Raw genomic sequence first — 24,723 nt, forward strand, 5'->3', positions numbered from 1 at the left:
GCAAATGCTATCCGTTTTATATTTTTACGATGAATGAATATGGGCGAAAAAGGCGTTTCTGTGGTGGGAGATATTATTCTGGCGTTATTAAAAACCGGGCCGATATATCGGCCCGGTGAGCGTGATTAAATCGAGGTGCGGCGATAATTGCGATATTCCGGCAGCCAGAAATTATCGCTAATGGCCTGCAGCAGCGCTTCAGCGGAGGTTTTCACCGCCACGCCTTGCTCCTGCGCCACCTTGCCGACCGCGAAGGCAATTGCCCGTGAGACGGTCTGGATATCCTTCAGCTCCGGCAGCACCGGACCTTCGCCGTTGTTCACCAGCGGCGAGTGTTTCGCCAGGGTTTCACTGGCGGCCATCAGCATCTCGTCGGTGACCCGCGACGCGCCGGAAGCAATCACCCCCAGACCAATCCCCGGGAAGATATAGGAGTTATTGCATTGCGCGATAGCGTACTGCTTGCCTTTCAGGGTGACCGGGGCAAACGGGCTGCCGGTAGCGACCAGCGCCTCGCCGTCGGTCCAGCTCAGGATATTCTGCGGCGTCGCTTCCACCCGTGAGGTCGGGTTAGAGAGCGGCATCACGATTGGCCGCGGGCAGTGCTTGTGCATCTCGCGGATAATCTCTTCCGTGAACAGCCCCGGCTGACCCGAGACGCCAATCAGAATGTTCGGCTTCACGTTACGCACTACGTCCAGCAGGGACAGCACATCGTTAGTGGTATCCCAGCCCTGCAGATGCTCACGCTTCTGCACCAGCTTGTTCTGGAACGGCAGCAGATTAGGCATGCCGTCGGTTAACAGGCCGAAGCGGTCAACCATGAACACGCGCTGGCGGGCCTCTTCTTCGCTAACGCCTTCGCGGACGATCTGGGCGATAATCTGCTCGGCGATGCCGCAGCCGGCGGAACCCGCGCCGAGGAAGACGATTTTCTGCTCGCTGAGCTGGCTACCGGCGCCGCGGCTGGCGGCGATCAGCGTCCCGACGGTGACCGCCGCGGTGCCCTGAATATCGTCATTAAATGAACAGATTTCATTGCGATAGCGGTTGAGCAGCGGCATGGCGTTCTTCTGCGCAAAGTCTTCAAACTGCAGCAGGACGTCCGGCCAGCGGGCCTTAATCGCCTGGATCACGTCGTCAACGAACTGATAATACTCGTCGTCGGTAATGCGCGGATGGCGCCAGCCCATATACAGCGGATCGTCCAGCAGCTGCTGGTTGTTTGTTCCGACGTCCAGCACGATGGGCAGGGTATAAGCCGGGCTGATGCCGCCGCAGGTGGTGTACAGCGACAGCTTGCCGATCGGGATCCCCATCCCGCCGATCCCCTGGTCGCCGAGGCCGAGAATACGCTCGCCATCGGTGACCACAATCACTTTCACGTTATGGTTCGGGACGTTCTGCAGGATGTCGTCAAGGTTATGGCGATTCTGGTAAGAGATGAAGACGCCGCGGGCGCGACGGTAAATCTCGGAGAAACGTTCGCAGGCGGCGCCCACCGTCGGGGTATAGATAACCGGCATCATCTCTTCGAGATGGTTGCCGATCAGGCGATAAAACAGGGTTTCGTTGGTGTCCTGGATGTTACGCAGGTAGATGTGTTTGTCGATTTCAGTTTTGAATCCCTGATACTGGATCCAGGCGCGTTCCGCTTGCTCTTCGATGGTTTCAACCACTTCCGGCAGCAGGCCAAGAAGGTTGAAATTGCTGCGCTCTTCCAGACTGAAGGCGCTGCCCTTGTTGAGGAGGGGGAATTCAAGCAGAACGGGACCCGCGTAAGGGATGTACAGGGAACGGTTTTTCTTATGAGTAAATTGCATCGCACTAACTCCTTGATCATGACCACAGTCCCGGCGCGGCGATAAGCGAGGGCGGGTGGAAAGCAGCGGGCAGAGTATAGAGCAGATGGTCGTCAAGCGGGTAAACAAGCAATCAATTGCCATAAAAAAACACCATCCTGGCAACAGGACGGTGTTGTTTATCATCACTCAGACTGAAAATTAACCACCGCGGCGTTTGCGGCCGGTAGCATGGATGTGGTTGAGGGTGGTTTCTTCATCGCCTTCCAGCACCACTTTTTTCTGCTGGGAAAGCTTATAGTTCAGACCGAGAAGATGACGTGCCTGATGGTTCGATTTCATTCTGACTCCTTTATCCTGTTCTGGTTTCAAGGGCAAACCCGGTGGTGACCGGATGAAATGTAACCCAAAGTCGGCCGCACGTTTTTTGTGCGACCTCAGCTAGGGTGGTCCATTTTCAGGGCAATAGCAACCTTCGCGCGCCAGATTAAGAACAGTCTCCCTCACGCACAGCCGGGATCACCACTTCATCTCGCCGGTATTAACTTTGGCGCTTAACTCCAGCGAGCTGGTCTCCGCCAGGCCCGGCCACTGCGTCTCCATGGCCTTGATCACCCCGGCCGAATCCTGATGCGTCTTCAGCGCCTGCTCAAACTGCTGGAGATACGTTTTTGTGAAGCGCACCGCGCTGTCTCCCTCCGGCGGGGTGCCGAGGTAATGACCAGGGATCACCCGCTGCGGGTGCAGGGCGATCATCTGGTCCAGCGTGTGGCGCCATTGCTGGCGACTGGCCGATGTCTGGGTGTCGGCGGTCCAGAGATGCATGCCCCACGCCACGCCTGTGCCGCCGAGGATCGTTTTGTTCGCCCGGATCCAGACGAACGCCGCGTAGTCATGCGGCTGCATGATCGTTACTTTCTCACCGTCGATGGTAAAGCTGTTGGCCTTCAGCGCCTGCGGAACGTACACCTGTGTCGGCGCGCCATCTTTCATTTGCGGGCCCCAGTACGCCAGTTTGGCCGCTTTGGTGGCTTCAATATGTTTGACGACCTCCGGCGTGGCGACCACTTCCGCCTGCGGGAAGGCTTTCATCAGCGGTTCAAGACCAAAATAGAAATCCGGATCGCCAGAGGTGATCACAATCCGCGTGAGCGGCTTGCCGTTTTTCTTGATCATGTCTACCAGCTTTTCGCCGTCTTTGACGCTGAACTGCGCGTCAAACAGCACTGCTTCGTGCGGGCCGGAAACAAGAGTGGAGTTAACGGCAAAGATGCCCTTTTCCTGCGGATTGTAGGTTTGCAGCGTCAGAGGCGCCGCGAAGATCGAACCGCTGAACAGGGCGGTGGCAACAGCAAGAGCAGATAATTTCATGATGTGTTCTCAGTAACAGGTGAATGCGTTCCATTGTACGGATTTCGCTATTTGATAGAATTCCTGAAATAAGAGATGCTGAGTTTCATAAATCGTGCAGATGAAGGGGGCATGATGGACAGGGTGATTGCTGCTCAGGTATACCTGCGCATCTGCGAGCTGGGAAGTCTCAGCGCCGCGGCGCGGGCGCTGGGGATGTCGCGTCCGATGGTCAGTCGCTATCTGGAGCAGATGGAGAACTGGGCTGGCGCCCGGCTGATCCATCGTTCCACCCGCCGGCTGACCCTGACGCCGGCGGGGGAAAAAGTGTTGCTTAAGACCCGCGGGTTGACGCGGATCGCCGATGAAATCGCCGGCGAGCGCCAGCGGGCCGACCCCAGCGGCACGCTGCGCGTCGCCTGCGCGCACTTCACGGCAATGCAGCTGATCTCTCCGCTGCTGCCGGACTTCCTCGCTCGCTATCCGCAGTTGCGCCTGGAGCTGGATATCAATAACCATCCGGTCAGCCTGATCGGCGAGCGCATCGACGTGGCCATTCGCATTACCGACAACCCCGAGCCCGGGGCGATCGCTCGCCGCCTCGGGCTGTGTCGTTCGCTCCTCTGTGCCGCACCGCGCTGGCTCCAGCAGCATGGCCCGCTGGCGACGCTTGACGATCTGCAACAGCATAACTGTCTGTTATACAGCCACTTTGCCGGCCAGCGCTGGCAGTTCAGCGATGCGCAGGGGCAGGAGGCGTCGGTGGCGGTGAGCGGCAATCTGAGCGCGGGGATCTCTTCTCTGCTGCTGGAGGCGGCGGTCGCCGGGTGCGGCATTGCGATGCTCCCCGAACTGGAGGCGCGGAGCGCGTTGGCCAGCGGGGCGCTGGAGGTGGTGCTCCCTGACTGGACGCCGAAGGCGCTGAGCGTCTATGGCATCTATCTTTCCCGCGACTATCAGCCCGATGGGCTACCGCTGTTTCTGGATGCGCTGCAGCGACGTCTGGGGGAGATTGCCGCCGGGGCATGAACATGGCGTTGCGTTCAGCGGCAACACCGGCGGGCGGTGGCCCTGCCGGTGAGCTGACGATGAGACTTACTCGTTGCCCCATTGATTAAGGAAGTTGGCGATATCGTCAATTCGGCGTTCATCAATGGCCGCTTCGCGGGCCATCTCCTGCTGCGCCTCTTCATCGATCTCTTCGTTATTCATCAGCCGCTCAATCAGCAGTTGAAAATAGCGCGCCAGCGCATCGCGTTCCGTCTCTTTAACCGGGGAGGCCGCTTCGGTCTCGTACTCGTCCACGATGTCATAAAATTTCAGGGGGATCTCATTACTCATCAGTTGTCCTCAGGGTCAGCGCACAGCGGCGGGCGGATATCATAGCATGCAGCCGGCTAAACACGCTGCGGGAGAGGAAAAATCGCCACACAGGGGCTGCGCGGCGATCGTGTTGGGGAGGGACCGGCATAACGCCGGCCCGTGTATCGGTCCGGAGGCTACGGATTTAGACCACGCCGTCCCCGCCGTCAGAACACCACACCTGACCGGAGGTATAGGAGCAGGCGTCTGATGCCAGGGTGACGTACAGCGGGGCGATCTCGACCGGCTGCCCCGGGCGGCCCATCGGTGTGTCTTTCCCGAACTGTTTCACTTTCTCGTCCGGCTGGCCGCCGCTGGATTGCAGCACCGTCCAGTATGGGCCTGGTGCCACGGCGTTGACGCGAATGCCTCGTTTCGCCACCTGCTTGGCCAGCGATTTGGTAAAGATCGCCAGACAGGCTTTGGTCTGGGCATAATCGAGCAGGATTGGGCTGGGTTTATAGGCCTGCACCGAGGTGGTATTGATGATTGCGCTCCCGGCCTGGAGATGGGGCAGCGCCGCGCGAGTGATCCAGAACGGCGCGTAGACATTGGTTTTAAAGGTGGCGTCAAAGTCTTCGGTGGTGAGCTCCTCGAGCGTCTCGCAGTATTGCTGACGTCCGGCGTTATTGACCAGGATGCTCAGGCCTCCCAGTTGTTCCACCGCGTCGGCCACCAGCGACTGACAGAAGGACTCGGAGCGAATATCCCCCGGCAGGGCCACTGCCGTGCGACCTTCGGCTTTGATCAGCGCGATGACTTCATCGGCATCCTCTTGCTCCTCCGGCAGATAGCTTATGGCGACATCAGCCCCTTCGCGGGCAAAGGCGATCGCCACCGCGCGGCCAATGCCGGAGTCGCCGCCGGTAATTAACGCTTTCTTACCCGCCAGCCGCCCGGTGCCGGTGTAGCTGGTTTCTCCGTGGTCCGGTGACGGCTCCATCTCCGCATCCAGACCCGGCGGGGTTTGTTCTTGCTCCGGGAACTCCGGACGGGGAGCCGTCTCTTCTGGCAACATGGAGGTGGGTAATTTTTTCATTGGCGGTTTTTCATCTTGCATAGTCATCTCCTTCAGACAGAACGGGCCAGACCTAAGGATAGGTCAGCTTCACCCCAGGCCAGGCAGCGCGAGAGGATCATCTCCCTTGTTTAACAGGCAAAATAGGGGCTTTATTTGACTTTAACCGGCTGATCCTTGGCGAATTTCGTTGTATGTCGCTGCGTTATTATTGGTGGTGTTAAATTAGGATTATTCCATCCTTAATTTGCGGTGCGGGGCTATTTTACCGGGCGGGCTGAATGACGGTATGCTTTTTTAAAGGCGAAGGGGGGTGCATTGTGAAAAAAATAGTTTTTTGCACCTATGGATGGTTGATGAACTACTTCATTGTGAGTATTTTTATGACGGTGATGTCTGGCTGAAGAAAAAAATAAATAACATCTATCATTTTCATTTTTTTACAAAAGCGTCGAGGGGAAAAGTTTCACGATAGAAAATGGTGATAACCTAAGGCGAATAAGTGAGTTACGCAGTATTTATTATTATTACCGCTTCGTTATTTTCTTTTTATTTTCTATTTGATATGGATAAACACCTGGCGTTAATTTGACTCCTGCGAGCATTCCTCTAGTGTTAGATATCGAGGGCGATGATTTGTAACAGGGTCATTTTCCATTTACCAACCGAGATCGAGTAAACCTAAAAGGTGAAATTATGGCAGAGCATAGAGGCGGTTCAGGTAACTTTGCAGAAGATCGTGAAAAAGCATCCGAAGCCGGGCGTAAAGGCGGACAGCACAGCGGCGGGAACTTTAAAAATGATCCTGAACGTGCATCCGAAGCCGGTAAAAAGGGTGGTAAGAACAGTCATGGCGGTGGTCGTAAAGCCGGTGACAGTTAATGACTGAAGCCTGAGGCGCTTTAAAAAGGGCGCCGGAACAAAAACCTGTGGGCCTGCCGGTCCGCAGGTTTCTGTTTATATGGGCTGGTAATAATAAATCTGGTCGGTTACTCATATTTATTTATCGGCAATACGCGAAGAGTAAATGAATCGGCAACATGCTGGTTAACGGTTAAGTATTTATAACATAGCAGGTAATAAAAATGAAACTGACACCGGCATTGATTAAACGTTGCCATCTTGTGGCCGCCGTGATGTGGGTCATTCTGGCAATACCCTCGTTAATCTGGTGGAAAAACAGCGTCCTGTGGGTCATTCTCATTAGCATCTATGCGAATATCGTTGGGCATTTATCCGGATATAGCGCAGCGCGAGCGGATCAGGCGGCGGAAGAGAATGAAGATCCCACATCCAAATAAAGGATTGGTTATCAGAGGTATTTATGACGGATATTGAAAATTACCATAACTGGCTGCGCGATGCACATGCGATGGAAAAACAGGCCGAAGTGATATTAATCGCCGCAATCAGAAGGAGTGAGAACTATCCGCCACTGCGCACGCGTCTTGAACAACATCTCTATGAAACCCGCCGGCAATTATCGTCTCTGCAGGATATCATTGCCCGTAATCATATTTCCCGCTCCGCGCTGCAGGATGCGATGAGCCGGGTCGCCGCATTGGGCCAGTCCATTGGGATGATGCTGCCCGGCGATGAGGTCATTAAAGTCATTATCACGGCCTATGTTTTTGCGCAATTCGAGGTCGCCTGCTATACCGCCTTATTGACGGCGGCGAAACGGGTGGGCGACCACCATGCCATCCACGCCCTGGAGGCGATGCTGGCGGAGGAGCGAGGCATGGCTGACTGGCTGCTTCATCATCAGCCGACGATCGTCGGGCAATTTCTGCATCGTGCCGATCTGCCTGGCGTTGAGGCCGGAAAATAAGCCGCCGGAGAAAAACTATGGTTAAACGCCACACGATCGCGCTCCATGCTGTCGAGGAACAGGTTCCTCTGAAATTAACCGCCAGACAGCAGGCTCTGGTGGACGCGGTGGCGAATCGGGCGCCTTCAGCGGAACACGCTACCGTATCGCCTGTCGCTAAACCCCGGCCGACGGCGAGGGGCGGACGTAAACCGCGCTGAATCTGCTGGCGAGTGACGGGCCACCCGTCAGGGTGAATAAGCAAGGTGATAGTGATGCAACGGGAACAGTGGTTTCACAGAGCGGTCATTTATCAGGTTGATAGTTCACTGTTTTATGACGCTAACGGTGACGGCTACGGCGATCTCGCCGGTATTCGCCAAAAGCTACATTACATTCGCAGCCTCGCGGCGACGGTGCTCTGGCTGACGCCTTTCTATCTCACCCCTCTGCAGGATGATGGCTATGATATCAGCGACCATCTGCAGCCCGATCCGCGCTTTGGCACCATCGCCGACGTGATTGAGCTGATTGCCCGCGCCCGGGAGCTGGGGCTGCGGGTGATTGTTGAGCTGGTGATCCAGCACACTTCCGCCCAGCACCCGTGGTTTCAGGCGGCGCGACGCGATCCCCGATCGCCGTGGCGGCCATACTATCTTTGGGCCGACAGGCCGCCGGAGAAGGACGATCCCCCCATGTTTCCCGGCGTCGAGGAGAGCGTCTGGCGCTGGGACGAACAGGCCGGGCAATACTATCGCCACATGTTTTATCGTCATGAGCCGGATCTGAATCTTGCTCATCCGCCGGTGATCGCTGAAATCGAAAACATCATCACCTTCTGGCTGCAGGCGGGCGTGTCAGGTTTTCGCCTCGATGCCGCGTCACATCTGGTGAAACAGGCCGGGAAGGGCGACGAGGCGCGCGGCTACCCGCTGCTGAACCATCTCCGGCAGGTCGTTCAGCGCCTCAATCCCGAGGCGATACTGCTGGGTGAAGTGGACGTTGCGGTAGAAGATTACCGCCATTACTTCGGTCACAGCGATCGGCTGCAGATGGTGCTCAATTTCTGGCTTAACAAATATCTCTACCTCAGTCTGGCGCAGCAGCGCGCCGCCCCGGTGGTAAAAGCCCTGCAGGCGATGGTGACCCCGCCGGACGGGTGCTGCTTCGTCAACTGGCTGCGTAACCATGATGAACTGGATCTCGAGGGGATCGGCGAACGCAATAAACGCCAGGTTATCCGCACCTTTGCCCCTGATAAATCCATGTCCGTTTACCAGCGTGGCGTACGCCGGCGACTGGCGCCGATGCTGGATGGCGATACCCGGCGCATGGCGCTGGCCCATGCGATCCTGCTGGCGCTGCCCGGCGTGCCGGTGATGCGCTATGGCGACGAGATTGGCATGGGAGACGATCTGAGCTTACCGGAGCGCTACGCGGTCAGAACGCCGATGCAGTGGTCGGCGGCGCCCAACGGCGGCTTTTCCCGGGCGGCGCGGGACGATCTGCCGGTAAAACCGATAGCCAGCGGGCGGTGGCGTTACCAGCGGATCAATGTCGAAGCAGCGCTGCGCCACCCCCGATCGCTGCTGAACCGGGTGCGCAATATGGTGCTGGCGCGGGCGGAATATACCGAGCCGGGCTCCATTCCTTTCGCCATCCTCGCGGTGAAGCCTGCTGCGGTACTGGGCCTGTGCTATCGCAGCGAATCGCGGGAAGTGCTGATGCTGGCGAACTGCAGCCAGCAGGCGGTAGAGGTCCTGCTCCCGCCGCTGGCCGAGGGCTACTGGAGCCCAATTCTGGAAGATAAGCTCTATCAGGATGGGCTACACGGCGGGAAAGATGCGCGGCTGGCGCTTTCCGGGTATGGGTACCGCTGGTTCAGCCGGAGCCTGGATTAACGCCGTTTCCCGGAACGACGGAACAACGCCCGCAGAGCCATCGTCGCCACCGCTACCCCGACGCCGGCAGCCACTTTTCCCGGGAGATCGGCGCTAATGGTCACCGCTTTACGCCGTGCGCCATCGTTAAAGGGGCCGTGTCCGGGGTGATTGCCGCGTACCGGCGTGAACAGGTCGTCCTGATGCTCTGCCGGCTTCGGCTGGCCGGTAAACTGTCCCTCCCACGCCTTTTTCACCATCAGCCGATCGAGCAGGCGAGGAAAGAAGACCTGACCGAGGATCGACTGGATGGTGCTTTTCCCGACCCACAGCTCGTTGACCGGACGCTGGATGACGCTGTAGATAGCTTCGGCGGCCACTTCCGGCTGATAGACCGGCGGCACCGGCTGCATGGCCTGATCCATTTTATTCCGCGCCCAGCCAAACTGGGCGGTGTTCATCCCCGGCAGCTGGACCATGGTCAACTGGATGTGTCTTTTCTCGTGCATCAGTTCGGTACGCACGGCATCGGTAAAGCCGCGGATCGCCGCCTTGGCTCCACAGTAGGCCGATTGCAGGGGAATCGACCGCCAGGCCAGCGCCGAGCCGGCCTGAATAATCACTCCCCGATCCCGGGGCGCCATCACCTCCAGCGCCGCGCGGGTGCCATTGACATAGCCGAGATAGGTCACCTCCGTCACCCGGCGAAATTCCTCCTCGCTCATCTGACGAAAGGGGGCCAGCACGGTGGTCATGGCGTTGTTGATCCAAACGTCTATCGCGCCAAGTGTGGCTTCCACCTCGGCGGCGGCGCGCTGCAGCGCCCCGGCATCGGCGACGTCGGCGCTAATGGCCAGCGTTTTAATGCCAAACCGTTCGCAGGCCTGCTGGGCTTCCTGCAGACCCGTCTCATCTCGGGCAATCAGCGCCACGTGGTATCCTGCGCGAGCGAAACGCAGCGCGGTGGCTTTGCCCGCCCCCGCGGTTCCCCCGGTAATTACCATCACAGACATAGAGACCTCATTTTTTTGGCTAGCGCAATATTAACTGCACAGATCGGTTAATTATTCCTCACAAATGACAATGACGAGGTGGGAAATATCCTGGAATATACGCAGTGTGAATCAGACGACATATCCGGATGATGCTGGCTGGATCGTGCCTGCATCGGCGAGGACGTTCTATAATCTGTTAGAACCCTGTCAACCCGCGAGGAGGAAAAATGGTGACATTAAACATGCTTAGCGTTGAAAAAGAAGAGGATGACGCCACCCGCGCCCCCGAATCAGGTGATAAACAACCGGAGCGCGATAAATAAAATTGAGACTATTCCTTTTCAGGAATAATGGATATCTGGCCGTTACGCTCGAGGATAGCGAATTTGATCGCTTTGAGCTCATAGATCCCATGGTGCTGCCTGGCTGCCAGCAGGATATCATCGACAGAGATATTGACGAGCTTTATCTTTTCGTCGATGACAGCACCATTTTCCACCACAATAACCGGGCTGCCATCAATGAAATTTTCCGCCTGCGAGAAGCGTTTCTTAATATAGCCGAATAAAATATCAACACCCACCAGAGTGACGATGGTGAGCATCGAACCGGTGACGGAATAGTCTGTGCTGAGCATCGCCTGTTGGGTGGCTTCGCTAATTATCAGGAGCAATATTAGATCAAAGTTGGTTAACTGCATCAGCGTTCTTCTGCCAGCAATCTTAAAAATAATCAACAGGATAAAATAGATTGCTGCGGCTCTGAGGACCATTTCCATAGCCACTCCTAGGGATAGACAAACTGGTTCCAGGTGACAGGCGCGCGATCGTTCACTGCCGCCTGCAGGGAAATATTGCCGGCTGTTTTTGGGGTAATGGATAACCACACGGACATCGGCGAGCGGTTGGCCGCTTGCTGATACACGAGGTATAATTTCCCCTCGGCACTGTACATTTTATCTGGCTGCGGGCGGATATCACCGACCTGGTAGCGCGATAAAAACGGGGCGGTGAAGCTGATAATTTTTTCACTACCTCCATCGGGTTTAATCTGAATATTCACTTCGGTTTCACTCATCAGTCTGGCATACCGCTGATAATCGACGCTTAATTCACCTGCGGCACTTTCCCGGTGTGCTTCACTGAAATAACCGGAGGACCACAGACCGCTTAGTGCGGTAAGAATGATGAGACTCAGAACAATTATCCCATAGCGCCGGAATCGATATTCGAAGCGTAGTGCTCGTTCATTCTCGTCAACGATGGGACAATCCTGTTGATTCTTAATCATTATTATTTTCCCCGCGTTTCGTTTCGGCAACAGCGTAACGATAAGGACATTCTTATATTAGTCGATATCAGAACAATTGACTTTGTAAAAGTGGATAGCCTCAGCCAGGCTTTATTCTAATCACTTATAAAATGACGGAGGGATGATGAAAAAATTAGCGCTCGCTATGGCCTGTGTACTCGCCGTGGGTATTGCACAGGCGGACGATAAGGGCGGTTTTAGTCAGGATGCCGCACCGCCGCCGCCGCACAAACTCGATGACGGCTATCGCGGCGTCGAGGATGGCCGGATCATGACCGTTGAGCAGGCGAAAACCATGCACGATGGCGCGACTATTTCACTGCGCGGTAATGTGCTCACCCGCCAGGACAATGACCGTTATCAGTTTCGCGATAAAAGCGGCACCATCACCGCCATCATTCCGGCCGCCGCGTTTAACGAACAGCACGTAGAGCCTGACGATCTGGTCAGCATCAACGGTAGCCTCGATCGCAAAATGACGCCGCCGGTGGTGCGTGTCGATCGTCTGCTCAAGCAGTCGCCTAAGTAATCGGAGAACGCCGATATGAGTAACACATCTCAGCCGCAAGGTGAGCAGGGCGGAAAACATCCTGCGCGCGAGGCGCCTGCCGAGCATGGCGAAGTGCCGCGTAAACGGGACGACAGCAAGGACGACAAAACCGATCCTTATCAGCCACACGATGGTCGTTAGCGAGGCTGACCACGAGATCCTTAAGGGCACAGTGATGCCCAGGCCGCAGAAAAGGCGCAGGTTCGGCATCACGCACTATACTTTTTGTTCGACATCATCACAGGAGGAGTCACATGGCGATTCATAAGAAAGGGCTGGCGCACTGGGAAGGCGATCTGAAACATGGCAAAGGCACCGTGTCGACAGAGAGCGGGGCGCTGAGCCAGCAGCCCTACGGCTTTAACACCCGTTTTGAAGGGGTGAAAGGCACTAACCCTGAGGAGCTGATTGGCGCCGCGCATGCCGCCTGTTTCTCAATGGCCCTGTCGCTGATGCTCAGCGAAGAGGGCTATACCGCAACGTCTATCGACACGACGGCGGTGGTCACCCTCAATAAAACCGACGGCGGCTTTGCGATAACCGACATCGCGCTGCAAAGTCAGATTGTTCTGCCGGACGTTGCGCCGGCGGCGTTCGATGAGATCATTCAGAAAGCGAAGGCCGGTTGCCCGGTATCGCAGGTGCTGAAAGCCAATATCACTCTCGACTACCAGCTGAATCCGTAAGCTGTCGTGCCCGCGCGCAGCGGGCACCCTTTCCCAATATCTCTCCCTGCGCTGCCCAATAGTGGTATCTTTTGTCCTTTAATTGCACGTAAGGGACATCATCATGATCGGCATTCGCGGGATGATCGAGGCGCAGGTGCTCGGCCTGACCGGCATGGCGCTAAAAGAGATCGATTTTGAACAGCCTAAAGGGGAGCCGGGGCTGTTTGGTCCGCAGTCGGCCATCTGGCAGGTACACGGCGATTTTACCTCGATGCTCTGCGGCGGCATCAGCGCGCTGCTGCTGCAGATGCTGCATCCCCTGGCGCTGGCCGGCGTCTGGGATCACTCCCGTTTCCGTGAGGACATCTTTGGCCGCCTGCGCCGCACCAGCCAGTTTATTTCCGCCACCACCTTTGCCACTACCCCCGACGCCGAGCGGCTCATCGCCAAAGTGCAGGGGATCCATCAGCGGATCGGCGGGGTGGATAAGGACGGCACTCCTTATCAGGCCAGCGATCCGGCGCTGTTGACCTGGGTGCACGTCGCCGAGTGCAGCCGCTTTATGGCCTCCCACCTGCGCTACAAGCGGACGGTGGTCAGCGCCGAGCGCCAGGAGGACTATTTCCGCGAGTCGGCGGAAATCGCCCGTCGGCTGGGGGCCCAGGACATCCCTCAGACGCCGCAGGAAGTGGCGGACTATCTCGAGGCGATGCGCCCGCAGTTGCGCTGTGACGAACGTACCCGGGAGGTAGCCGAGGTGCTGCTCTCTACTCGTCTGCCGGGTAGGCTGAGCCAGCCGGTGGGTCAGGTCATGATGCGCGCCGGGATCGATCTGCTGCCGGAATGGGCGCAGGAGATGCTGGGGCTGTCGCTCACGCCGCTGCAGCGGCGCACGACGCGCCTGCTGGTGCATGGCGTGGCCCGCGTGCTCCGTGCTTCGGTACGCAACGGCGCCTGGCATTGCGCCATGCGCCGGATGCAAGTGGAGTGAAGGTCACTTCGCCTTGCCCAGCTGTCGGGCAATCAGTGCCTCCAGGCTGCCATCCGCCCGCCACTCGCTGAGCGCGTCATTCACCGCGTTGAAGCCAGCGACATCCGCCCGGGCGACGCAGATGGCCTGCTGGATCTCAGTAAAATTATCCGCCAGTACCCGCACCCCAGCGTGCTGACGGGCTGTCGCCTCCAGCGGCTGTCGGATACCGGCGACCATATCTCCTTCACCGGCGAGGAAGGCGTCGATGGCCTCCTGCGAGGAGGGAAGGCGATTCAGGCTGGCGTGCTGCAGATGACGGGTTAACCACAGATCGTAAGCGGCGTTTTGCCCGACGTTAATAGTGGTTGCCGGGCGATCCATGTCGGCCACGCTCTGGCAGGGCGAACCGGCTCTCACCAGCGCGGTCCCCTGGATGGTGATGTAGGGAGGCGTAAAACGCAGGGTCGCTTCCCGGGCCGGGTCGATGGCCAGAAACGCAATGTCCCAGTGATCACCGCCGGCGTCAGCCACCACTTTTCCGGCGGCAGGATAGGGGACGAACTCGGCGGTGACGCCCCAGCGCGTCGCCAGCCGATGGCTAAGCTCGACGGTGAGACCTGCGGGCTCCCCCGTCTCCCCGAGATGGGCCAGGACCGCGTTGCCCAGGTTAATGGCAAAACGCAGCCGGGATGAGGTGTTCTCTGACATCGCTGACTCCTGTGGTGGTGAAGAGAAAGTGGCCCGACCTGCCGGGCCAGTCATAAGATAGCCCATCCGCGCGCGGTTGTACCTGTCCTGCCACCCTTTCAGAATATATTAATAATCGACAGCGCCGATATCGTTAAACGGAAAGGCAATGGCTTTTATATTGTTAAGCATAAACTCAGCTTGTCAGTTTATTCTTCCCGCTCACAAAGGGAGAGAAATAATGACACAATATAATTTTGAAAATGATAATAAATATCATGAGCGTTCGATGCAGGCGCGAAAGAGTACCCTTATTAGTGTGGTGGTCAATATTTTCCTTTCCGTGTTTCAGGTTGTGGTGGGAATATTCTCTGGCTCCCAGGGGTTGATTGCTGATGGGATGCACTCTTTTTCCGATCTGGTCGCCGATGGGGTGGTGCTGGTGGCGAATAAAAAGAGCCGTCGACCCTCAGACCACGATCACCACTATGGACACTGGCGCTACGAGAATGGCGCCTCGCTGATCCTCGGCGCGATCCTGGTGCTGGTCGGGGTCGGCATGCTGTGGTCCGCGGCAGGTCACCTGGCGCAGCCGCAGACGATTCCGGCGGTGCACAGCGTGGCGCTGTGGATGGCGCTGGTGGCGCTGGCCGTTAAGGAGGGGCTGTTTCGCTATATGCTGGCGGTCGCCACGCGGCTGAATTCATCGCTGCTCATCGCCAACGCCTGGCATGCCCGCTCCGATGCCGCGTCATCTCTGGTGGTGGCGCTGGGAATTATCGGTAACCTGGCCGGGTTCGCCTGGTTCGATCCGCTTGCCGCGCTGGCGGTGGGACTGCTAATCACTCGCATGGGCTATCGTTTCGCCGCCACGGCGCTGCACGATTTAATGGACCGCGCCGTCGATGAAGAGACGCAGCGGGCGATCGCCGGCACGCTGCAGGCCACGCCGGGCGTGGCGGGTCTGCACGATTTGAAAACCCGTAAGGCGGGGGATCTGGTGCTGGTGGATGTCCATCTCGAGGTGGCGGGAGAGATGTCGGTAGCCGAGGGACATCAGATTGCCCGTCAGGCGCGGGAGCGGGTCCTGGCGCAGCATCCGGTGCTTAACGTAATGGTGCATCTTGATCCCAGCGACGCGGCCAGCGCGCTATGCGGGGCTGACAAAAGCGGCCTGGCGCACCCGGTGTCCTGAACCGGCAATTTTATTGGCTCAGCGGCTATTTTTTCCCTGAGCCTTAATTGCTGGCGCATCGATTGCCTGAAATATAAAAAAAGCACATACTAAAAACGCCATTACCATCGCTAAATAATGGCGAAGATCTGCCCATCGCAGTTAACGATAAAATAAACCAATCGGTTCATAGATAATCTCTATTCTTTATTCAGAGATAATGACCAGAGCGGTAATTCAGGAAGTCAGACAATGATCATTCGGCCAGAACAACACTGGTTTCTTCGCTTATTTGACTGGCACGGCTCCGTGCTGTCGAAAATCATCTTTCGTCTGCTGCTTAATGTGCTGATGTCCATCATCGCCATTATCAGCTATCAATGGTACGAGCAGCTGGGGATCCACTTAACGGTGGCGCCGTTCAGCCTGCTGGGGATTGCGATTGCGATTTTTCTCGGCTTTCGCAACAGCGCCAGCTACAGCCGGTTCGTCGAAGCGCGCAATCTGTGGGGGACGGTGCTTATCGCCGAACGTACGCTGGTACGCCAGTTGCGCAATATCCTGCCGGCCGAACACGATGTCCATTGCCGCATCGTCAGCTATCTGGTGGCCTTTAGCTGGAGCCTGAAGCACCAGCTGCGCAAAACCGATCCGACGGCTGACCTGCGGCGGCTGCTGCCGGATGACAAGGTGGCGGAGATCCTCGCCAGCTCAATGCCCACCAACCGGATCCTGCTGCTGGTCGGCAACGAAATTGGCCAGCTGCGGGAGGCGGGCAAGCTCAGCGACATCACCTACGGGCTGATGGACAACAAACTCGATGAGCTGGCGCACGTGCTGGGCGGTTGTGAAAGGCTGGCGACCACTCCGGTGCCATTCGCCTATACCCTGATCCTGCAGCGCACCGTGTACCTGTTCTGCACGCTGCTGCCGTTCGCGCTGGTCGGCGATCTGCACTACATGACGCCGTTTGTCTCGGTGTTTATCTCCTACACCTTTTTGTCGTGGGATTCGCTGGCGGAAGAGCTGGAAGATCCTTTCGGTACCGCCGCCAATGATCTGCCGCTGAACGCCATGTGCAATACCATTGAGCGCAATCTGCTCGACATGACCGGTCAGCATCCGCTGCCGGAGACGCTGCGTCCGGACCGTTACTTCAATCTGACCTGAATCAGACCCACCGGGCGGTTTCCGCTGCCCGGTCATCGCTTTCCCGTGGGTCTTTTATCCGTCAGCGCACAGCGACGATAACCGCGAAAATTTGCAAATAAGTTAAATTTAACACCTGATAGATAACATCAATTATACAGAATTGTGGTGTATGTTATTATTCAGTTAACAAACGCAGTACCTACGCTTTCCCATCGTACTATCCTTGAGAAACAGCATTCTTTTCAGGTGACGCCATGCGATTCACGCTTCGTCGCCGGGGTTGTCGTACGCCTTTTTCGGCTAGAGACAGCCAGAACAGAGCAGCAGGAGTAAAGAGATGACCAATAAAAGACGCGCGGTGCCCGGTGTTCACCCCTATGATGGCCCGGCAGGCGGGTGGGGCGCCCTGAAGGCCACGGCCATCGCTGTGCGTACCCAGATGGATGCTTTCGAAGCGCCCGCCACGCTGCTGCGCACTAACCAGCCGGATGGGTTTGACTGCCCGGGCTGCGCCTGGCCGGATAAAGAGCATAAATCCACTTTTCAGTTTTGCGAAAATGGCGCCAAAGCCGTGACCTGGGAAGCGACCACCAAACGGGTGACGCCCGCGTTCCTCGCGGCCAACACCGTGACCTCCCTGCTGGCGAAGAGCGATTTCGAACTGGAGGGCTATGGCCGCTTAACGCATCCTTTAGTCTACGACCGCGCCAGCGATACTCTGCGTCCGGTGGCGTGGGAGCAGGCCTTCTCCCGCATCGGCGAGATCCTTCGCGGCCTGCAGCCTGATGAGGTCGAGTTCTATACCTCTGGCCGGGCGTCCAATGAGGCAGCGTGGCTGTTCCAGCTGTACGCCCGCGAGTATGGCACCAACAACTTCCCCGACTGCTCCAACATGTGCCACGAATCCACCAGCGTGGGCCTGCCGCAGTCGATCGGGATTGGCAAAGGCACCGTCTCCCTCGACGATTTTGACCAGACCGAGCTGGTGATCTCCATCGGCCATAATCCGGGCACCAACCACCCACGGATGATGGGCACCCTGCATGAGCTTTCCCGCCGCGGCGTGCCGATTATCGTTTTCAATCCGCTGCGTGAGCGGGCGCTGGAGCGTTTTGCCGACCCGCAGAACGTGATGGAGATGGCGACCCGGCGCTCGACGCCGATCGCTTCGACCTACTACCAGGTGCGGGCCGGCGGTGACGCGGCGGCGCTGAAAGGGATCGCCAAAGCGCTGCTGCAGCTGGAGGAGGAGCAGGGCAATGTGCTCGACCACGCGTTTATTACCCAGCATACCCAGGGATTCTCTGCCTTCGCCGAGGATCTGCATGCCACCCGCTGGCAGGATATCGAACAGGAGTCCGGCCTGACGCGCGAATCCCTGACCCAGGTCGCCGTGGCTTACGCCAAATCCAGGGCCACCATCGTCACCTACGGCATGGGTATTACCCAGCATAATAAAGGCACTTCCAACGTCCGTCTGATTGCCGACCTGCTGCTGATGCGCGGCAACATCGGCAAGCCGGGCGCTGGCATCTGTCCGCTGCGCGGCCACTCAAACGTGCAGGGAAACCGCACCGTCGGGATCAGTGAAAAACCCTCTGCGGCCTTCCTCGACAGCCTGCAGCGGGTGATGGGGATTACGCCGCCGCGGCATCATGGTCACGATGCGGTGAAGGCCCTGGAGGCCATGATCGCCGGCGACGCCAAAGCCCTGATTTGCCTCGGGGGCAACTTCGCTGTGGCGATGCCGGATCACGAACGCGCCTTCCCGGCGATGCGCGGCCTTGAGCTTAGCGTTCACGTCGGCACCAAGCTCAATCGCTCGCACCTGCTGACGGCGAAAGAGACCTTTATTCTGCCGTGTCTGGGCCGCACCGAGCTTGACCTGCAGGCCAGCGGCCGGCAGTCGATCACTGTCGAGGATTCGATGTCGATGGTGCATGCGTCGTCAGGCAAGCTTAAGCCCGCCTCGCCGACGCTGCGCTCGGAGCCGGCGATTGTCGCCGGTCTGGCGAAGGCCACTCTGCCGGCCAGCAAAGTGGACTGGCTGTATCTGGTGGAAGATTACGACCGCATTCGCGATCTGATCGAACAGACCATTCCGGGGTTCGAGGAGTATAACCAGCGTATTCGTCATCCCGGGGGCTTCCGCATGCCGCTACCGCCGACCGAGCGCATCTGGCCAACGGCCACCGGTAAAGCGATGTTCTCGGTCTTCAAAGGGGTGCATGAGAACGTGGTGGTGGAGGGCGAGGACGTGATGCGCCTGGTGACGCTGCGCAGTCATGATCAGTACAACACCACCATCTACGCGATGGATGACCGCTACCGCGGTGTTTTTGGCCGCCGCGACGTGCTGTTTATGAATGAACAGGACATGGCTGCCCAGGGGCTGGAACATGGCGATCGGGTAGATATTCATACCGCGCTGCCAGACAGCGAGCTGACGCTGGAAGATATCACGGTGGTAGCCTACGGCATCGCGCCCGGTACCGTCGGGGCCTATTATCCGGAAGCCAACGTGCTGGTGCCTCTGAACTATCTGGATGAAGAGAGCGGCACCCCTTCATATAAGTCGGTTCCCGTTCGTCTGACGCTGCGCTCGAAAGAGATCCGTCCGCTGGCTGGCGTACGCTAAAAAAGCAGGGCGCAGGGCGGCATCGCGCCGTCCTGCGCCCCGCAGCCCCTCGTGATGTCCTCGCTTGAATTTATCGCTAGTGAAACTAACATTCTGGTAACCTGTGCGCGGCCCCGGGGGTGAACGGCGGGGTTCAAACGGGAAAGAGAATGGATATTAAGCAACTCAAGTATTTGATCGCGCTCGATCAGACGCGCCATTTTGGCCAGGCGGCGGCGGCCTGCCATATTACTCAGCCGACCCTCTCCATGCGCATTCGTAACCTGGAAGAGGAGCTGAACCTGACGCTTATTCAGCGCGGCCAGCGCTTTGAGGGTTTTACCCCGGAAGGTGAGCGGATCCTGGCCTGGGCGCGGGCGGTGCTGGCCGCCCATGATGGTCTGGCGGCAGAGGCGGCGATCTGCCGCGGGCAGATGGTCGGTCAGCTGCGGGTCGGCATGGTGCCGCTGGCGAGCCTCAACCCGATGCAGTTGATTAAACCGCTGGCGGAGAAATACCCGGCGCTGCAGTTCAGCCTGCTGTCGATGACCTCGGAGCAGATTATCGATGGTGTCAGCCGTAACCAGTTGGATCTGGGCATTTGCTATCTGCAGCATCTGGACCAGCGCCTGTTTAAGGTCGCCCGGTTGCCGCAAACCCGGATGGGGCTCCTGCATGATAAACGCCATTTCGACTTCAGCGGTGCGACGCCGGGGTGGGAGGCGCTGGCGACGTTGCCCCTCGGTTTTCTGACCAAGGGAATGTACTACCGGGAATCCATTGAAATCAGCTTTAAGGCTAAAGGGCTAACGCCGAAGTATGTTTTTGAAAGCGATTCGACGTTTCAGATTATCCAGGCGGTGCAGGCGGGGATCTGCTGCGCGATTATGCCGCTCAACAACGGCCTCGAAGCGCTGAGCGATAATCTTGAAATTCTGCCGATCGCCGAAACCCAGGTCGATTCACAGCTGGCGCTCATTATGCGCCAGCAGGAGCCGGTATCAACCCTGGCGGAAAAATGCTTCGCCGAGGCGCAGGGGATTTTTGGCTGAGGCCGGGCCGCCGACCTGGCGGCTTGTCACTAAAATGCCTAAACGACCCTCTGATGGGAGAGTGCCAATATAGCCCCGGTGGTGCAGGACCGTTGGTAAAAGTGGTATTGCGGTGCCGCTTAATGCTGTCCAGAAGATACAAGCTTTAATGACAATTTTTTATCCCTCCTGCAGTACACATCACAAATATTAACTACGGCAACAGCCGTCATGTAAGTTAACAACAACCGATATGTATTACTCCATAATGATATATTAGGCTGACTTCCTGGTTAGATTATGATGCATTAATGTCATGCCGGCATATGAATTGTTAAATGAATATGTCTGAAAACTAATAACATCACGGACTGTTTACATGTCATCTCATACCAACATTGTACAAGAAAAGGCTTTGCAACTGATGCAAAGCATTGGTCAAAATACCTATCTTAAGTCAATTATGAGCGGTATGATGCTCATATTGCCAGTAACAATTATGAGTTCTTTGGCAACTTTGGTTAAAGTGTTTCCATTCGCGCCATACCAGGATTTTTTGTTACGACACAACTTAACTCGCTTCTTTGATATCCCGATTACCTTCACGAATAATTTTTTAGCCGTGATTGTCGCTTTCTCCGTTGCCTATACGCTAGCGAAAAATTTCGATGTTGATGGCTTCATGTCAGGCCTGATTTCAATGATCTCTTTTTTTATTTTAACGCCGTATGATCTCGTTGAGATAGGGCCGTTAGGGCAGTCATTTTCAATTCCTGGCCAATGGCTGGGGCCCATGGGGCTATTTACCGCCATTCTGGTGGCGATAATTTCAACACGAATATTCGTGGCGATAACCCGTAAGGGGTTGATTATCAAAATGCCAGAAAACGTTCCGGAATTTATCTCCAAATCGTTCTCTTCATTGATTCCAGGAATCGCCATCCTGACGCTGTTTACAATTATCTCCGCAGTCATTACCAGTGTCGGTTATGGTAGCATTCACGAAATTATTTATAAATTAATCCAGGTTCCGCTAACATCACTTGGATCCGGAATCTGGTCACTCATCTTTGTTGCTGTTGTTGCGCAATTGCTATGGTTTTTTGGGCTGCATGGCCACGCTATCACCCTCGGTATCGTAGCGCCGATCTGGTTTGCCATGGATGCCCAGCAGCTTGCTGCATATGCTGCAGGCGTCGACTTACCCAACATCACAGGCTTTGCGTTCTTTATGACTTATGGCGCTGCTGGAGATTTATTGCCGCTGGCTATAATGCTCGCTTTTTTCGCGAAGAGCGCACGCTATAAAACGCTCGGTAAGATCGCCTTGCCGCCAGCTATCTTCACCATTGGCGAACCGATGGCTTATGGCGTGCCGCTGGTAATGAATTTTACTCTGGCGATTCCTTATATTTTTATCAATGGCATCATGCTCGGCATTGCATGGTATCTAACGGTCATTGGCGTATTGCCTCGCGTCGCTGGGGTGAGTACCCCGGCCGGCATGCCGATCATTGTTTCTGGTTTTATGCAGGGGAGCTGGAAAATTGCCGCTTTCCAATTGATAGGACTTTTTGCGCGATTTGCAGGATGGTATTTCTTCTTCAAGACTGCCGATCTTGTCGCTTGCCGGGAAGAAAATCAGACGGATACCATTTGAATGCTCCATAAAAATATGCCAGCAACGCCAATTTAGCCATGGTGGGAAAGATGTTAAGTATCAATTACCAAACGGAAAACATTATTGTCGATCATCTGCCAATTATGGTGTGCTGGTCTACCAATTATCCTCAAAAATCATTTTCGATAAAAGTTTATAAAGATGCCGAATTGGTATCTCTTATCACAAGAGAGGGTAATAATACAATTATCACTCTCGATGGAATATCGTTACAAAGCTTTACTTCTTATACCATAGAAGTCCTTACCCACGGTGACAATGGTGAGAATAACGTTTTTAGAAACAGTTTTACAACCAGTAATCTTGGCCATTTTTCTGGCCACTGGGTGAGCGGTGGGCATCACTTCACTAATGATATTCATTACTATCGCGGTAAACGTAATGTGGTGATGAGAAAAACAATTTATCTCGACGAAGACCTCCTTGATGCCTATATCAGCATTGTTGGTCTTGGGTTTTATAAATTGTATATCAACGGTAAAGAGGTCACACGCGGTGAGCTCAATACTGACTGGACAAATTATGCTAAAATTATTTATTATGATACTTACAGTATAAAGCCGTTTATTAATCAGCCGAAAAATGAAGTCATTGTTGAGCTAGCCGATGGCTGGTTTAATCCAGCGCCGCTTAAATTATTTGGTAAATATAACCTGAGAGAGACCTTAACCATCGGTGAACCACAGGTCATCGCTGACATTTATATGAAGTTTGCAGATCGCGAAATGATCATCGGTAGTGATGCCGACTGGCAATATTGCGAAGGTGCTTATACCTTCAATAATATCTATTTGGGTGAGCGCCTGGATATGAAACTATTTCGCGGAGACAACACCACCGATTTGCTGATGCCTGCCTGGAAAAATGTGGTGCTGAGTAACGGGCCTGAAGGCCGTCTGGTCTCGAGTTTTATTCCGAAAATTAACCATACGTTGTCCCTCGGGGCAGAGCATATCCACGTCGTAGACGAAGAGACATTCATTATTGATTTCGGTGCCATCGTCACCGGATTTATCGATTTATCCATTACCGCGTCTGAGAATCAACGTGTGGAACTGCTCTATAGCGAAGACGTTGATGAAAACTACGAACTAAACACTGACTCCACCCTTGCGGGATTTGTCGGCAAACAGGTTACTGAAGGTGTGATTATTGACGGCGGAATTGGAGCACCGGCGAGGGCGGAGCAGAAGGATGCCTTTGAATGCCGCAGTGGGAAGAATCATTTTATCAATGCCTTTACCTGTCATTCGTTTCGCTATGTGCAGTTAAGCGGTATTAATATTGAACAATTAAACAACGTTCAGGCGCTTTCAGTACATACTGTACTAAGGGAAAACGGGGGCTTTTACTGCTCAGATCCTTACATAAATAAGCTCTTTGAGGTTGCTAAAAGAACCAAACTGAATAACATTCATTCGGTCTTCGGGGATTGTGCCCGCGAACGTTTCGCCTATGGCGGAGACATTGTCGCGTTGGCCCGGTCGCAAGTGTATCAGTTTGACTCTGCCGCTATTTATAAGAAAACTATCTTTGATTTTATCAATGATATTCGTCCCTGCGGTGGTGTGACGGAAACTGCGCCATTTATGGGAATTAAAACTAATGGCGTCGGCGGGGAAACGGGACCGCTGGGCTGGCAACTGGTATTACCTTATTTGATAGCCATTCACTATCGACATTATGGCAATATCAATTTGCTGGCCGAAAGCTTGCCATTTCTTGAGAAGCAAATCCTCTCCCTGGAAATGCGCGACTTTGATGACCTGGTAACCTGCTGCCTGGGTGACTGGGGAAGCCGCGATCATGATATGCGTAATTACAAAAATGGCTCGCCAGCTCTCCATTTCACCAGTGCTTGTTTCTATTATTACTATTTGTTAATTATCGCAAAAATATGTGATGATCTTGACTTAAAAGAAAAATGGCTAAAATATATTAGCAAGGCCAATAAAATTAGAGAGAAAATTTTATCACTCTATAAGAATACGGATGGCAGCTTCGCCGATCGCAGTCAGACCAGCTTTGTTTTTGCAATGTACTTCGATTTGTGTGATGATATCGAGAGTTCATTGAACGCATTGATCGATCTCATCAAAAAAGAGCAAAATGTTATCACCTGTGGGATTTTTGGCCAAAGTTTTGCCTATGAAATATTTCATCGCTATGGTCATAATGAATTAATCCTTGAATGGTTAAGAGTCGAAGCCGGATTCAAGAAAATGCTTAAAAATGATGCCAGCACATTGAAGGAATTTTTCGGTGATAACCTGAATGGTTCAAATAATCACGCGATGTTCAGTTCTTATACCAGCTGGCTGTTTCAGGCTTTGGGCGGCATTACCGTCGCTGAGGAGGCGGTTGGTGCTGATGTTATTTTAATCAGTCCATCCTTTACTGACACGATTAACTTTGTGGATTGCTGGCATCAAACCATCAGAGGGCGTATTGAGTGTCGCTGGCGGCGCTATAAAAAAGGCATTGAATTAGTCATCAAAGTGCCATTTAACCTCAAAAAATGCACCCTTAAATTACCAAAAGTGTATCAACTTAATAAACAATTACCTGCGCCGATAGACTGTGATACCTATCATCAGTTTTATGACATTACCGATGCAGGTGAGATAAAAGTACTATTGTAATGATAGTGCATACCCAAACG

General features: G+C 55.2%; 26 protein-coding genes. 17 read left to right on the forward strand and 9 right to left on the reverse strand.

What is annotated here, in order from left to right; genetic code table 11:
* Positions 1-125 precede the first annotated feature (125 nt).
* Positions 126-1,823: an NAD-dependent malic enzyme gene (locus HMPREF3142_RS02965; RefSeq protein WP_008804752.1), complete on the reverse strand. Its 1,698-nt coding sequence runs from the start codon at positions 1,821-1,823 to the stop codon at positions 126-128.
* Between the two features lie 55 nt (positions 1,824-1,878).
* On the opposite strand from HMPREF3142_RS02965, the gene HMPREF3142_RS29235 reads away from it, so the two are divergent.
* Complete coding sequence (locus HMPREF3142_RS29235) at positions 1,879-2,007, forward strand: hypothetical protein (protein WP_046619973.1); 129 nt, start codon at positions 1,879-1,881, stop codon at positions 2,005-2,007.
* Here the strand turns inward: HMPREF3142_RS29235 and sra are convergent.
* Entirely contained in the window at positions 2,004-2,144 is a 141-nt protein-coding gene (gene sra / locus HMPREF3142_RS02970) for a stationary-phase-induced ribosome-associated protein (protein ID WP_012541615.1), read from the reverse strand. The two genes, HMPREF3142_RS29235 and sra, sit on opposite strands and share 4 nt — an antisense overlap.
* A 177-nt stretch (positions 2,145-2,321) precedes the next feature.
* Positions 2,322-3,173 (reverse strand): Vmh family MBL fold metallo-hydrolase, encoded by an 852-nt coding sequence (locus tag HMPREF3142_RS02975; RefSeq protein ID WP_008804753.1) that lies wholly within the window; start codon positions 3,171-3,173, stop codon positions 2,322-2,324.
* A 114-nt stretch (positions 3,174-3,287) separates the two neighbouring features.
* Here HMPREF3142_RS02975 and HMPREF3142_RS02980 point away from each other — a divergent pair, with 114 nt between their 5' ends.
* A complete protein-coding gene (locus tag HMPREF3142_RS02980; protein ID WP_012968123.1) occupies positions 3,288-4,181 on the forward strand; it encodes a LysR family transcriptional regulator in 894 nt (297 codons plus the stop codon).
* Between the two features lie 66 nt (positions 4,182-4,247).
* Here the strand turns inward: HMPREF3142_RS02980 and HMPREF3142_RS02985 are convergent, their stop codons facing one another.
* Both HMPREF3142_RS02985 and HMPREF3142_RS02990 read right to left on the reverse strand, forming a co-directional pair.
* Positions 4,248-4,493: a DUF2543 family protein gene (locus HMPREF3142_RS02985; RefSeq protein ID WP_008804755.1), complete on the reverse strand. Its 246-nt coding sequence runs from the start codon at positions 4,491-4,493 to the stop codon at positions 4,248-4,250.
* 166 nt (positions 4,494-4,659) lie between these two features.
* Positions 4,660-5,574, reverse strand: a complete 915-nt coding sequence (locus HMPREF3142_RS02990) for an SDR family oxidoreductase (protein WP_008804756.1) — start codon at positions 5,572-5,574, stop codon at positions 4,660-4,662.
* A 654-nt stretch (positions 5,575-6,228) separates the two neighbouring features.
* On the opposite strand from HMPREF3142_RS02990, the gene HMPREF3142_RS02995 reads away from it, so the two are divergent.
* From HMPREF3142_RS02995 to HMPREF3142_RS03010, 5 genes are all read left to right on the forward strand, one after another.
* A complete protein-coding gene (locus tag HMPREF3142_RS02995; RefSeq protein WP_008804757.1) occupies positions 6,229-6,414 on the forward strand; it encodes a con-10 family general stress protein in 186 nt (61 codons plus the stop codon).
* A gap of 203 nt (positions 6,415-6,617) precedes the next feature.
* The gene (locus HMPREF3142_RS03000; RefSeq protein ID WP_008804758.1) at positions 6,618-6,833 is read left to right on the forward strand and encodes a hypothetical protein; all 216 of its coding nucleotides are present in this window, start codon (positions 6,618-6,620) and stop codon (positions 6,831-6,833) included.
* 23 nt (positions 6,834-6,856) lie between these two features.
* A complete protein-coding gene (locus tag HMPREF3142_RS03005) occupies positions 6,857-7,363 on the forward strand; it encodes a ferritin-like domain-containing protein (protein WP_012968125.1) in 507 nt (168 codons plus the stop codon).
* A gap of 17 nt (positions 7,364-7,380) precedes the next feature.
* Positions 7,381-7,563 carry a hypothetical protein gene (locus tag HMPREF3142_RS27310; RefSeq protein ID WP_012968126.1) on the forward strand — a complete coding sequence of 61 codons (183 nt, stop codon included), beginning with the start codon at positions 7,381-7,383 and terminating at the stop codon, positions 7,561-7,563.
* A 54-nt stretch (positions 7,564-7,617) separates the two neighbouring features.
* On the forward strand, positions 7,618-9,243 hold the full coding sequence (locus tag HMPREF3142_RS03010) for an alpha-amylase family protein (RefSeq protein ID WP_064170931.1): 1,626 nt from the start codon (positions 7,618-7,620) through the stop codon (positions 9,241-9,243).
* Here HMPREF3142_RS03010 and HMPREF3142_RS03015 read toward each other — a convergent pair.
* From HMPREF3142_RS03015 to HMPREF3142_RS03025, 3 genes are all read right to left on the reverse strand, one after another.
* Positions 9,240-10,235: an SDR family oxidoreductase gene (locus tag HMPREF3142_RS03015; RefSeq protein ID WP_022066401.1), complete on the reverse strand. Its 996-nt coding sequence runs from the start codon at positions 10,233-10,235 to the stop codon at positions 9,240-9,242. The genes HMPREF3142_RS03010 and HMPREF3142_RS03015 overlap by 4 nt on opposite strands.
* A 313-nt stretch (positions 10,236-10,548) precedes the next feature.
* On the reverse strand, positions 10,549-10,995 hold the full coding sequence (locus HMPREF3142_RS03020; RefSeq protein WP_008804762.1) for a DUF421 domain-containing protein: 447 nt from the start codon (positions 10,993-10,995) through the stop codon (positions 10,549-10,551).
* 8 nt (positions 10,996-11,003) lie between these two features.
* The gene (locus HMPREF3142_RS03025; RefSeq protein ID WP_008804763.1) at positions 11,004-11,507 is read right to left on the reverse strand and encodes a hypothetical protein; all 504 of its coding nucleotides are present in this window, start codon (positions 11,505-11,507) and stop codon (positions 11,004-11,006) included.
* Positions 11,508-11,652: 145 nt separating this feature from the next.
* Here HMPREF3142_RS03025 and HMPREF3142_RS03030 point away from each other — a divergent pair, with 145 nt between their 5' ends.
* The 4 genes from HMPREF3142_RS03030 (at position 11,653) to HMPREF3142_RS03040 (ending at position 13,737) form a co-directional block, all read left to right on the forward strand.
* Positions 11,653-12,057, forward strand: a complete 405-nt coding sequence (locus tag HMPREF3142_RS03030; protein ID WP_008804764.1) for a YdeI family stress tolerance OB fold protein — start codon at positions 11,653-11,655, stop codon at positions 12,055-12,057.
* 15 nt (positions 12,058-12,072) lie between these two features.
* A complete protein-coding gene (locus tag HMPREF3142_RS29240) occupies positions 12,073-12,219 on the forward strand; it encodes a hypothetical protein (protein WP_012541624.1) in 147 nt (48 codons plus the stop codon).
* A gap of 113 nt (positions 12,220-12,332) precedes the next feature.
* Positions 12,333-12,764: an OsmC family protein gene (locus HMPREF3142_RS03035; RefSeq protein WP_008804765.1), complete on the forward strand. Its 432-nt coding sequence runs from the start codon at positions 12,333-12,335 to the stop codon at positions 12,762-12,764.
* A gap of 103 nt (positions 12,765-12,867) precedes the next feature.
* Positions 12,868-13,737 (forward strand): oxygenase MpaB family protein, encoded by an 870-nt coding sequence (locus tag HMPREF3142_RS03040; RefSeq protein WP_012541625.1) that lies wholly within the window; start codon positions 12,868-12,870, stop codon positions 13,735-13,737.
* A gap of 3 nt (positions 13,738-13,740) precedes the next feature.
* Here HMPREF3142_RS03040 and HMPREF3142_RS03045 read toward each other — a convergent pair whose 3' ends face one another.
* Complete coding sequence (locus HMPREF3142_RS03045) at positions 13,741-14,427, reverse strand: ABC transporter substrate-binding protein (RefSeq protein WP_070611544.1); 687 nt, start codon at positions 14,425-14,427, stop codon at positions 13,741-13,743.
* Positions 14,428-14,647: 220 nt separating this feature from the next.
* On the opposite strand from HMPREF3142_RS03045, the gene HMPREF3142_RS03050 reads away from it, so the two are divergent.
* From HMPREF3142_RS03050 to HMPREF3142_RS03075, 6 genes are all read left to right on the forward strand, one after another.
* On the forward strand, positions 14,648-15,601 hold the full coding sequence (locus HMPREF3142_RS03050) for a cation diffusion facilitator family transporter (RefSeq protein WP_070611546.1): 954 nt from the start codon (positions 14,648-14,650) through the stop codon (positions 15,599-15,601).
* Positions 15,602-15,832: 231 nt separating this feature from the next.
* Positions 15,833-16,750 carry a bestrophin family protein gene (locus HMPREF3142_RS03055; RefSeq protein WP_016161115.1) on the forward strand — a complete coding sequence of 306 codons (918 nt, stop codon included), beginning with the start codon at positions 15,833-15,835 and terminating at the stop codon, positions 16,748-16,750.
* Positions 16,751-17,069: 319 nt separating this feature from the next.
* A complete protein-coding gene (locus HMPREF3142_RS03060) occupies positions 17,070-19,370 on the forward strand; it encodes an FdhF/YdeP family oxidoreductase (RefSeq protein ID WP_038422604.1) in 2,301 nt (766 codons plus the stop codon).
* Between the two features lie 149 nt (positions 19,371-19,519).
* Positions 19,520-20,401: a LysR family transcriptional regulator gene (locus HMPREF3142_RS03065; RefSeq protein WP_012541629.1), complete on the forward strand. Its 882-nt coding sequence runs from the start codon at positions 19,520-19,522 to the stop codon at positions 20,399-20,401.
* Between the two features lie 403 nt (positions 20,402-20,804).
* Positions 20,805-22,040, forward strand: a complete 1,236-nt coding sequence (locus tag HMPREF3142_RS03070; RefSeq protein ID WP_176747605.1) for a PTS sugar transporter subunit IIC — start codon at positions 20,805-20,807, stop codon at positions 22,038-22,040.
* A gap of 50 nt (positions 22,041-22,090) precedes the next feature.
* Positions 22,091-24,703 (forward strand): family 78 glycoside hydrolase catalytic domain, encoded by a 2,613-nt coding sequence (locus HMPREF3142_RS03075; RefSeq protein ID WP_070611550.1) that lies wholly within the window; start codon positions 22,091-22,093, stop codon positions 24,701-24,703.
* Positions 24,704-24,723 lie beyond the last annotated feature (20 nt).

The organism is Klebsiella sp. HMSC16C06 (assembly GCF_001808325.1).
Lineage (GTDB): Bacteria > Pseudomonadota > Gammaproteobacteria > Enterobacterales > Enterobacteriaceae > Klebsiella > Klebsiella variicola.

Bases quoted from the DNA above. Each gene is read 5' to 3' on its own strand.
- HMPREF3142_RS03060 (WP_038422604.1), top strand. From the start codon at position 17,070: ATGACCAATAAAAGACGCGCGGTGCCCGGTGTTCACCCCTATGATGGC.
- HMPREF3142_RS02975 (WP_008804753.1), bottom strand. From the start codon at position 3,173: ATGAAATTATCTGCTCTTGCTGTTGCCACCGCCCTGTTCAGCGGTTCG.
- HMPREF3142_RS02965 (WP_008804752.1), bottom strand. From the start codon at position 1,823: ATGCAATTTACTCATAAGAAAAACCGTTCCCTGTACATCCCTTACGCG.
- HMPREF3142_RS03000 (WP_008804758.1), top strand. From the start codon at position 6,618: ATGAAACTGACACCGGCATTGATTAAACGTTGCCATCTTGTGGCCGCC.
- HMPREF3142_RS03005 (WP_012968125.1), top strand. From the start codon at position 6,857: ATGACGGATATTGAAAATTACCATAACTGGCTGCGCGATGCACATGCG.
- HMPREF3142_RS03020 (WP_008804762.1), bottom strand. From the start codon at position 10,995: ATGGAAATGGTCCTCAGAGCCGCAGCAATCTATTTTATCCTGTTGATT.
- HMPREF3142_RS03015 (WP_022066401.1), bottom strand. From the start codon at position 10,235: ATGTCTGTGATGGTAATTACCGGGGGAACCGCGGGGGCGGGCAAAGCC.
- HMPREF3142_RS02985 (WP_008804755.1), bottom strand. From the start codon at position 4,493: ATGAGTAATGAGATCCCCCTGAAATTTTATGACATCGTGGACGAGTAC.
- HMPREF3142_RS02995 (WP_008804757.1), top strand. From the start codon at position 6,229: ATGGCAGAGCATAGAGGCGGTTCAGGTAACTTTGCAGAAGATCGTGAA.
- HMPREF3142_RS03025 (WP_008804763.1), bottom strand. From the start codon at position 11,507: ATGATTAAGAATCAACAGGATTGTCCCATCGTTGACGAGAATGAACGA.
- HMPREF3142_RS03075 (WP_070611550.1), top strand. From the start codon at position 22,091: ATGTTAAGTATCAATTACCAAACGGAAAACATTATTGTCGATCATCTG.
- HMPREF3142_RS03055 (WP_016161115.1), top strand. From the start codon at position 15,833: ATGATCATTCGGCCAGAACAACACTGGTTTCTTCGCTTATTTGACTGG.
- HMPREF3142_RS03030 (WP_008804764.1), top strand. From the start codon at position 11,653: ATGAAAAAATTAGCGCTCGCTATGGCCTGTGTACTCGCCGTGGGTATT.
- HMPREF3142_RS29240 (WP_012541624.1), top strand. From the start codon at position 12,073: ATGAGTAACACATCTCAGCCGCAAGGTGAGCAGGGCGGAAAACATCCT.
- HMPREF3142_RS03045 (WP_070611544.1), bottom strand. From the start codon at position 14,427: ATGTCAGAGAACACCTCATCCCGGCTGCGTTTTGCCATTAACCTGGGC.
- HMPREF3142_RS03035 (WP_008804765.1), top strand. From the start codon at position 12,333: ATGGCGATTCATAAGAAAGGGCTGGCGCACTGGGAAGGCGATCTGAAA.
- HMPREF3142_RS03065 (WP_012541629.1), top strand. From the start codon at position 19,520: ATGGATATTAAGCAACTCAAGTATTTGATCGCGCTCGATCAGACGCGC.
- HMPREF3142_RS03070 (WP_176747605.1), top strand. From the start codon at position 20,805: ATGCAAAGCATTGGTCAAAATACCTATCTTAAGTCAATTATGAGCGGT.
- HMPREF3142_RS02990 (WP_008804756.1), bottom strand. From the start codon at position 5,574: ATGCAAGATGAAAAACCGCCAATGAAAAAATTACCCACCTCCATGTTG.
- HMPREF3142_RS03010 (WP_064170931.1), top strand. From the start codon at position 7,618: ATGCAACGGGAACAGTGGTTTCACAGAGCGGTCATTTATCAGGTTGAT.
- HMPREF3142_RS02980 (WP_012968123.1), top strand. From the start codon at position 3,288: ATGGACAGGGTGATTGCTGCTCAGGTATACCTGCGCATCTGCGAGCTG.
- HMPREF3142_RS03040 (WP_012541625.1), top strand. From the start codon at position 12,868: ATGATCGGCATTCGCGGGATGATCGAGGCGCAGGTGCTCGGCCTGACC.
- sra (WP_012541615.1), bottom strand. From the start codon at position 2,144: ATGAAATCGAACCATCAGGCACGTCATCTTCTCGGTCTGAACTATAAG.
- HMPREF3142_RS27310 (WP_012968126.1), top strand. From the start codon at position 7,381: ATGGTTAAACGCCACACGATCGCGCTCCATGCTGTCGAGGAACAGGTT.
- HMPREF3142_RS03050 (WP_070611546.1), top strand. From the start codon at position 14,648: ATGACACAATATAATTTTGAAAATGATAATAAATATCATGAGCGTTCG.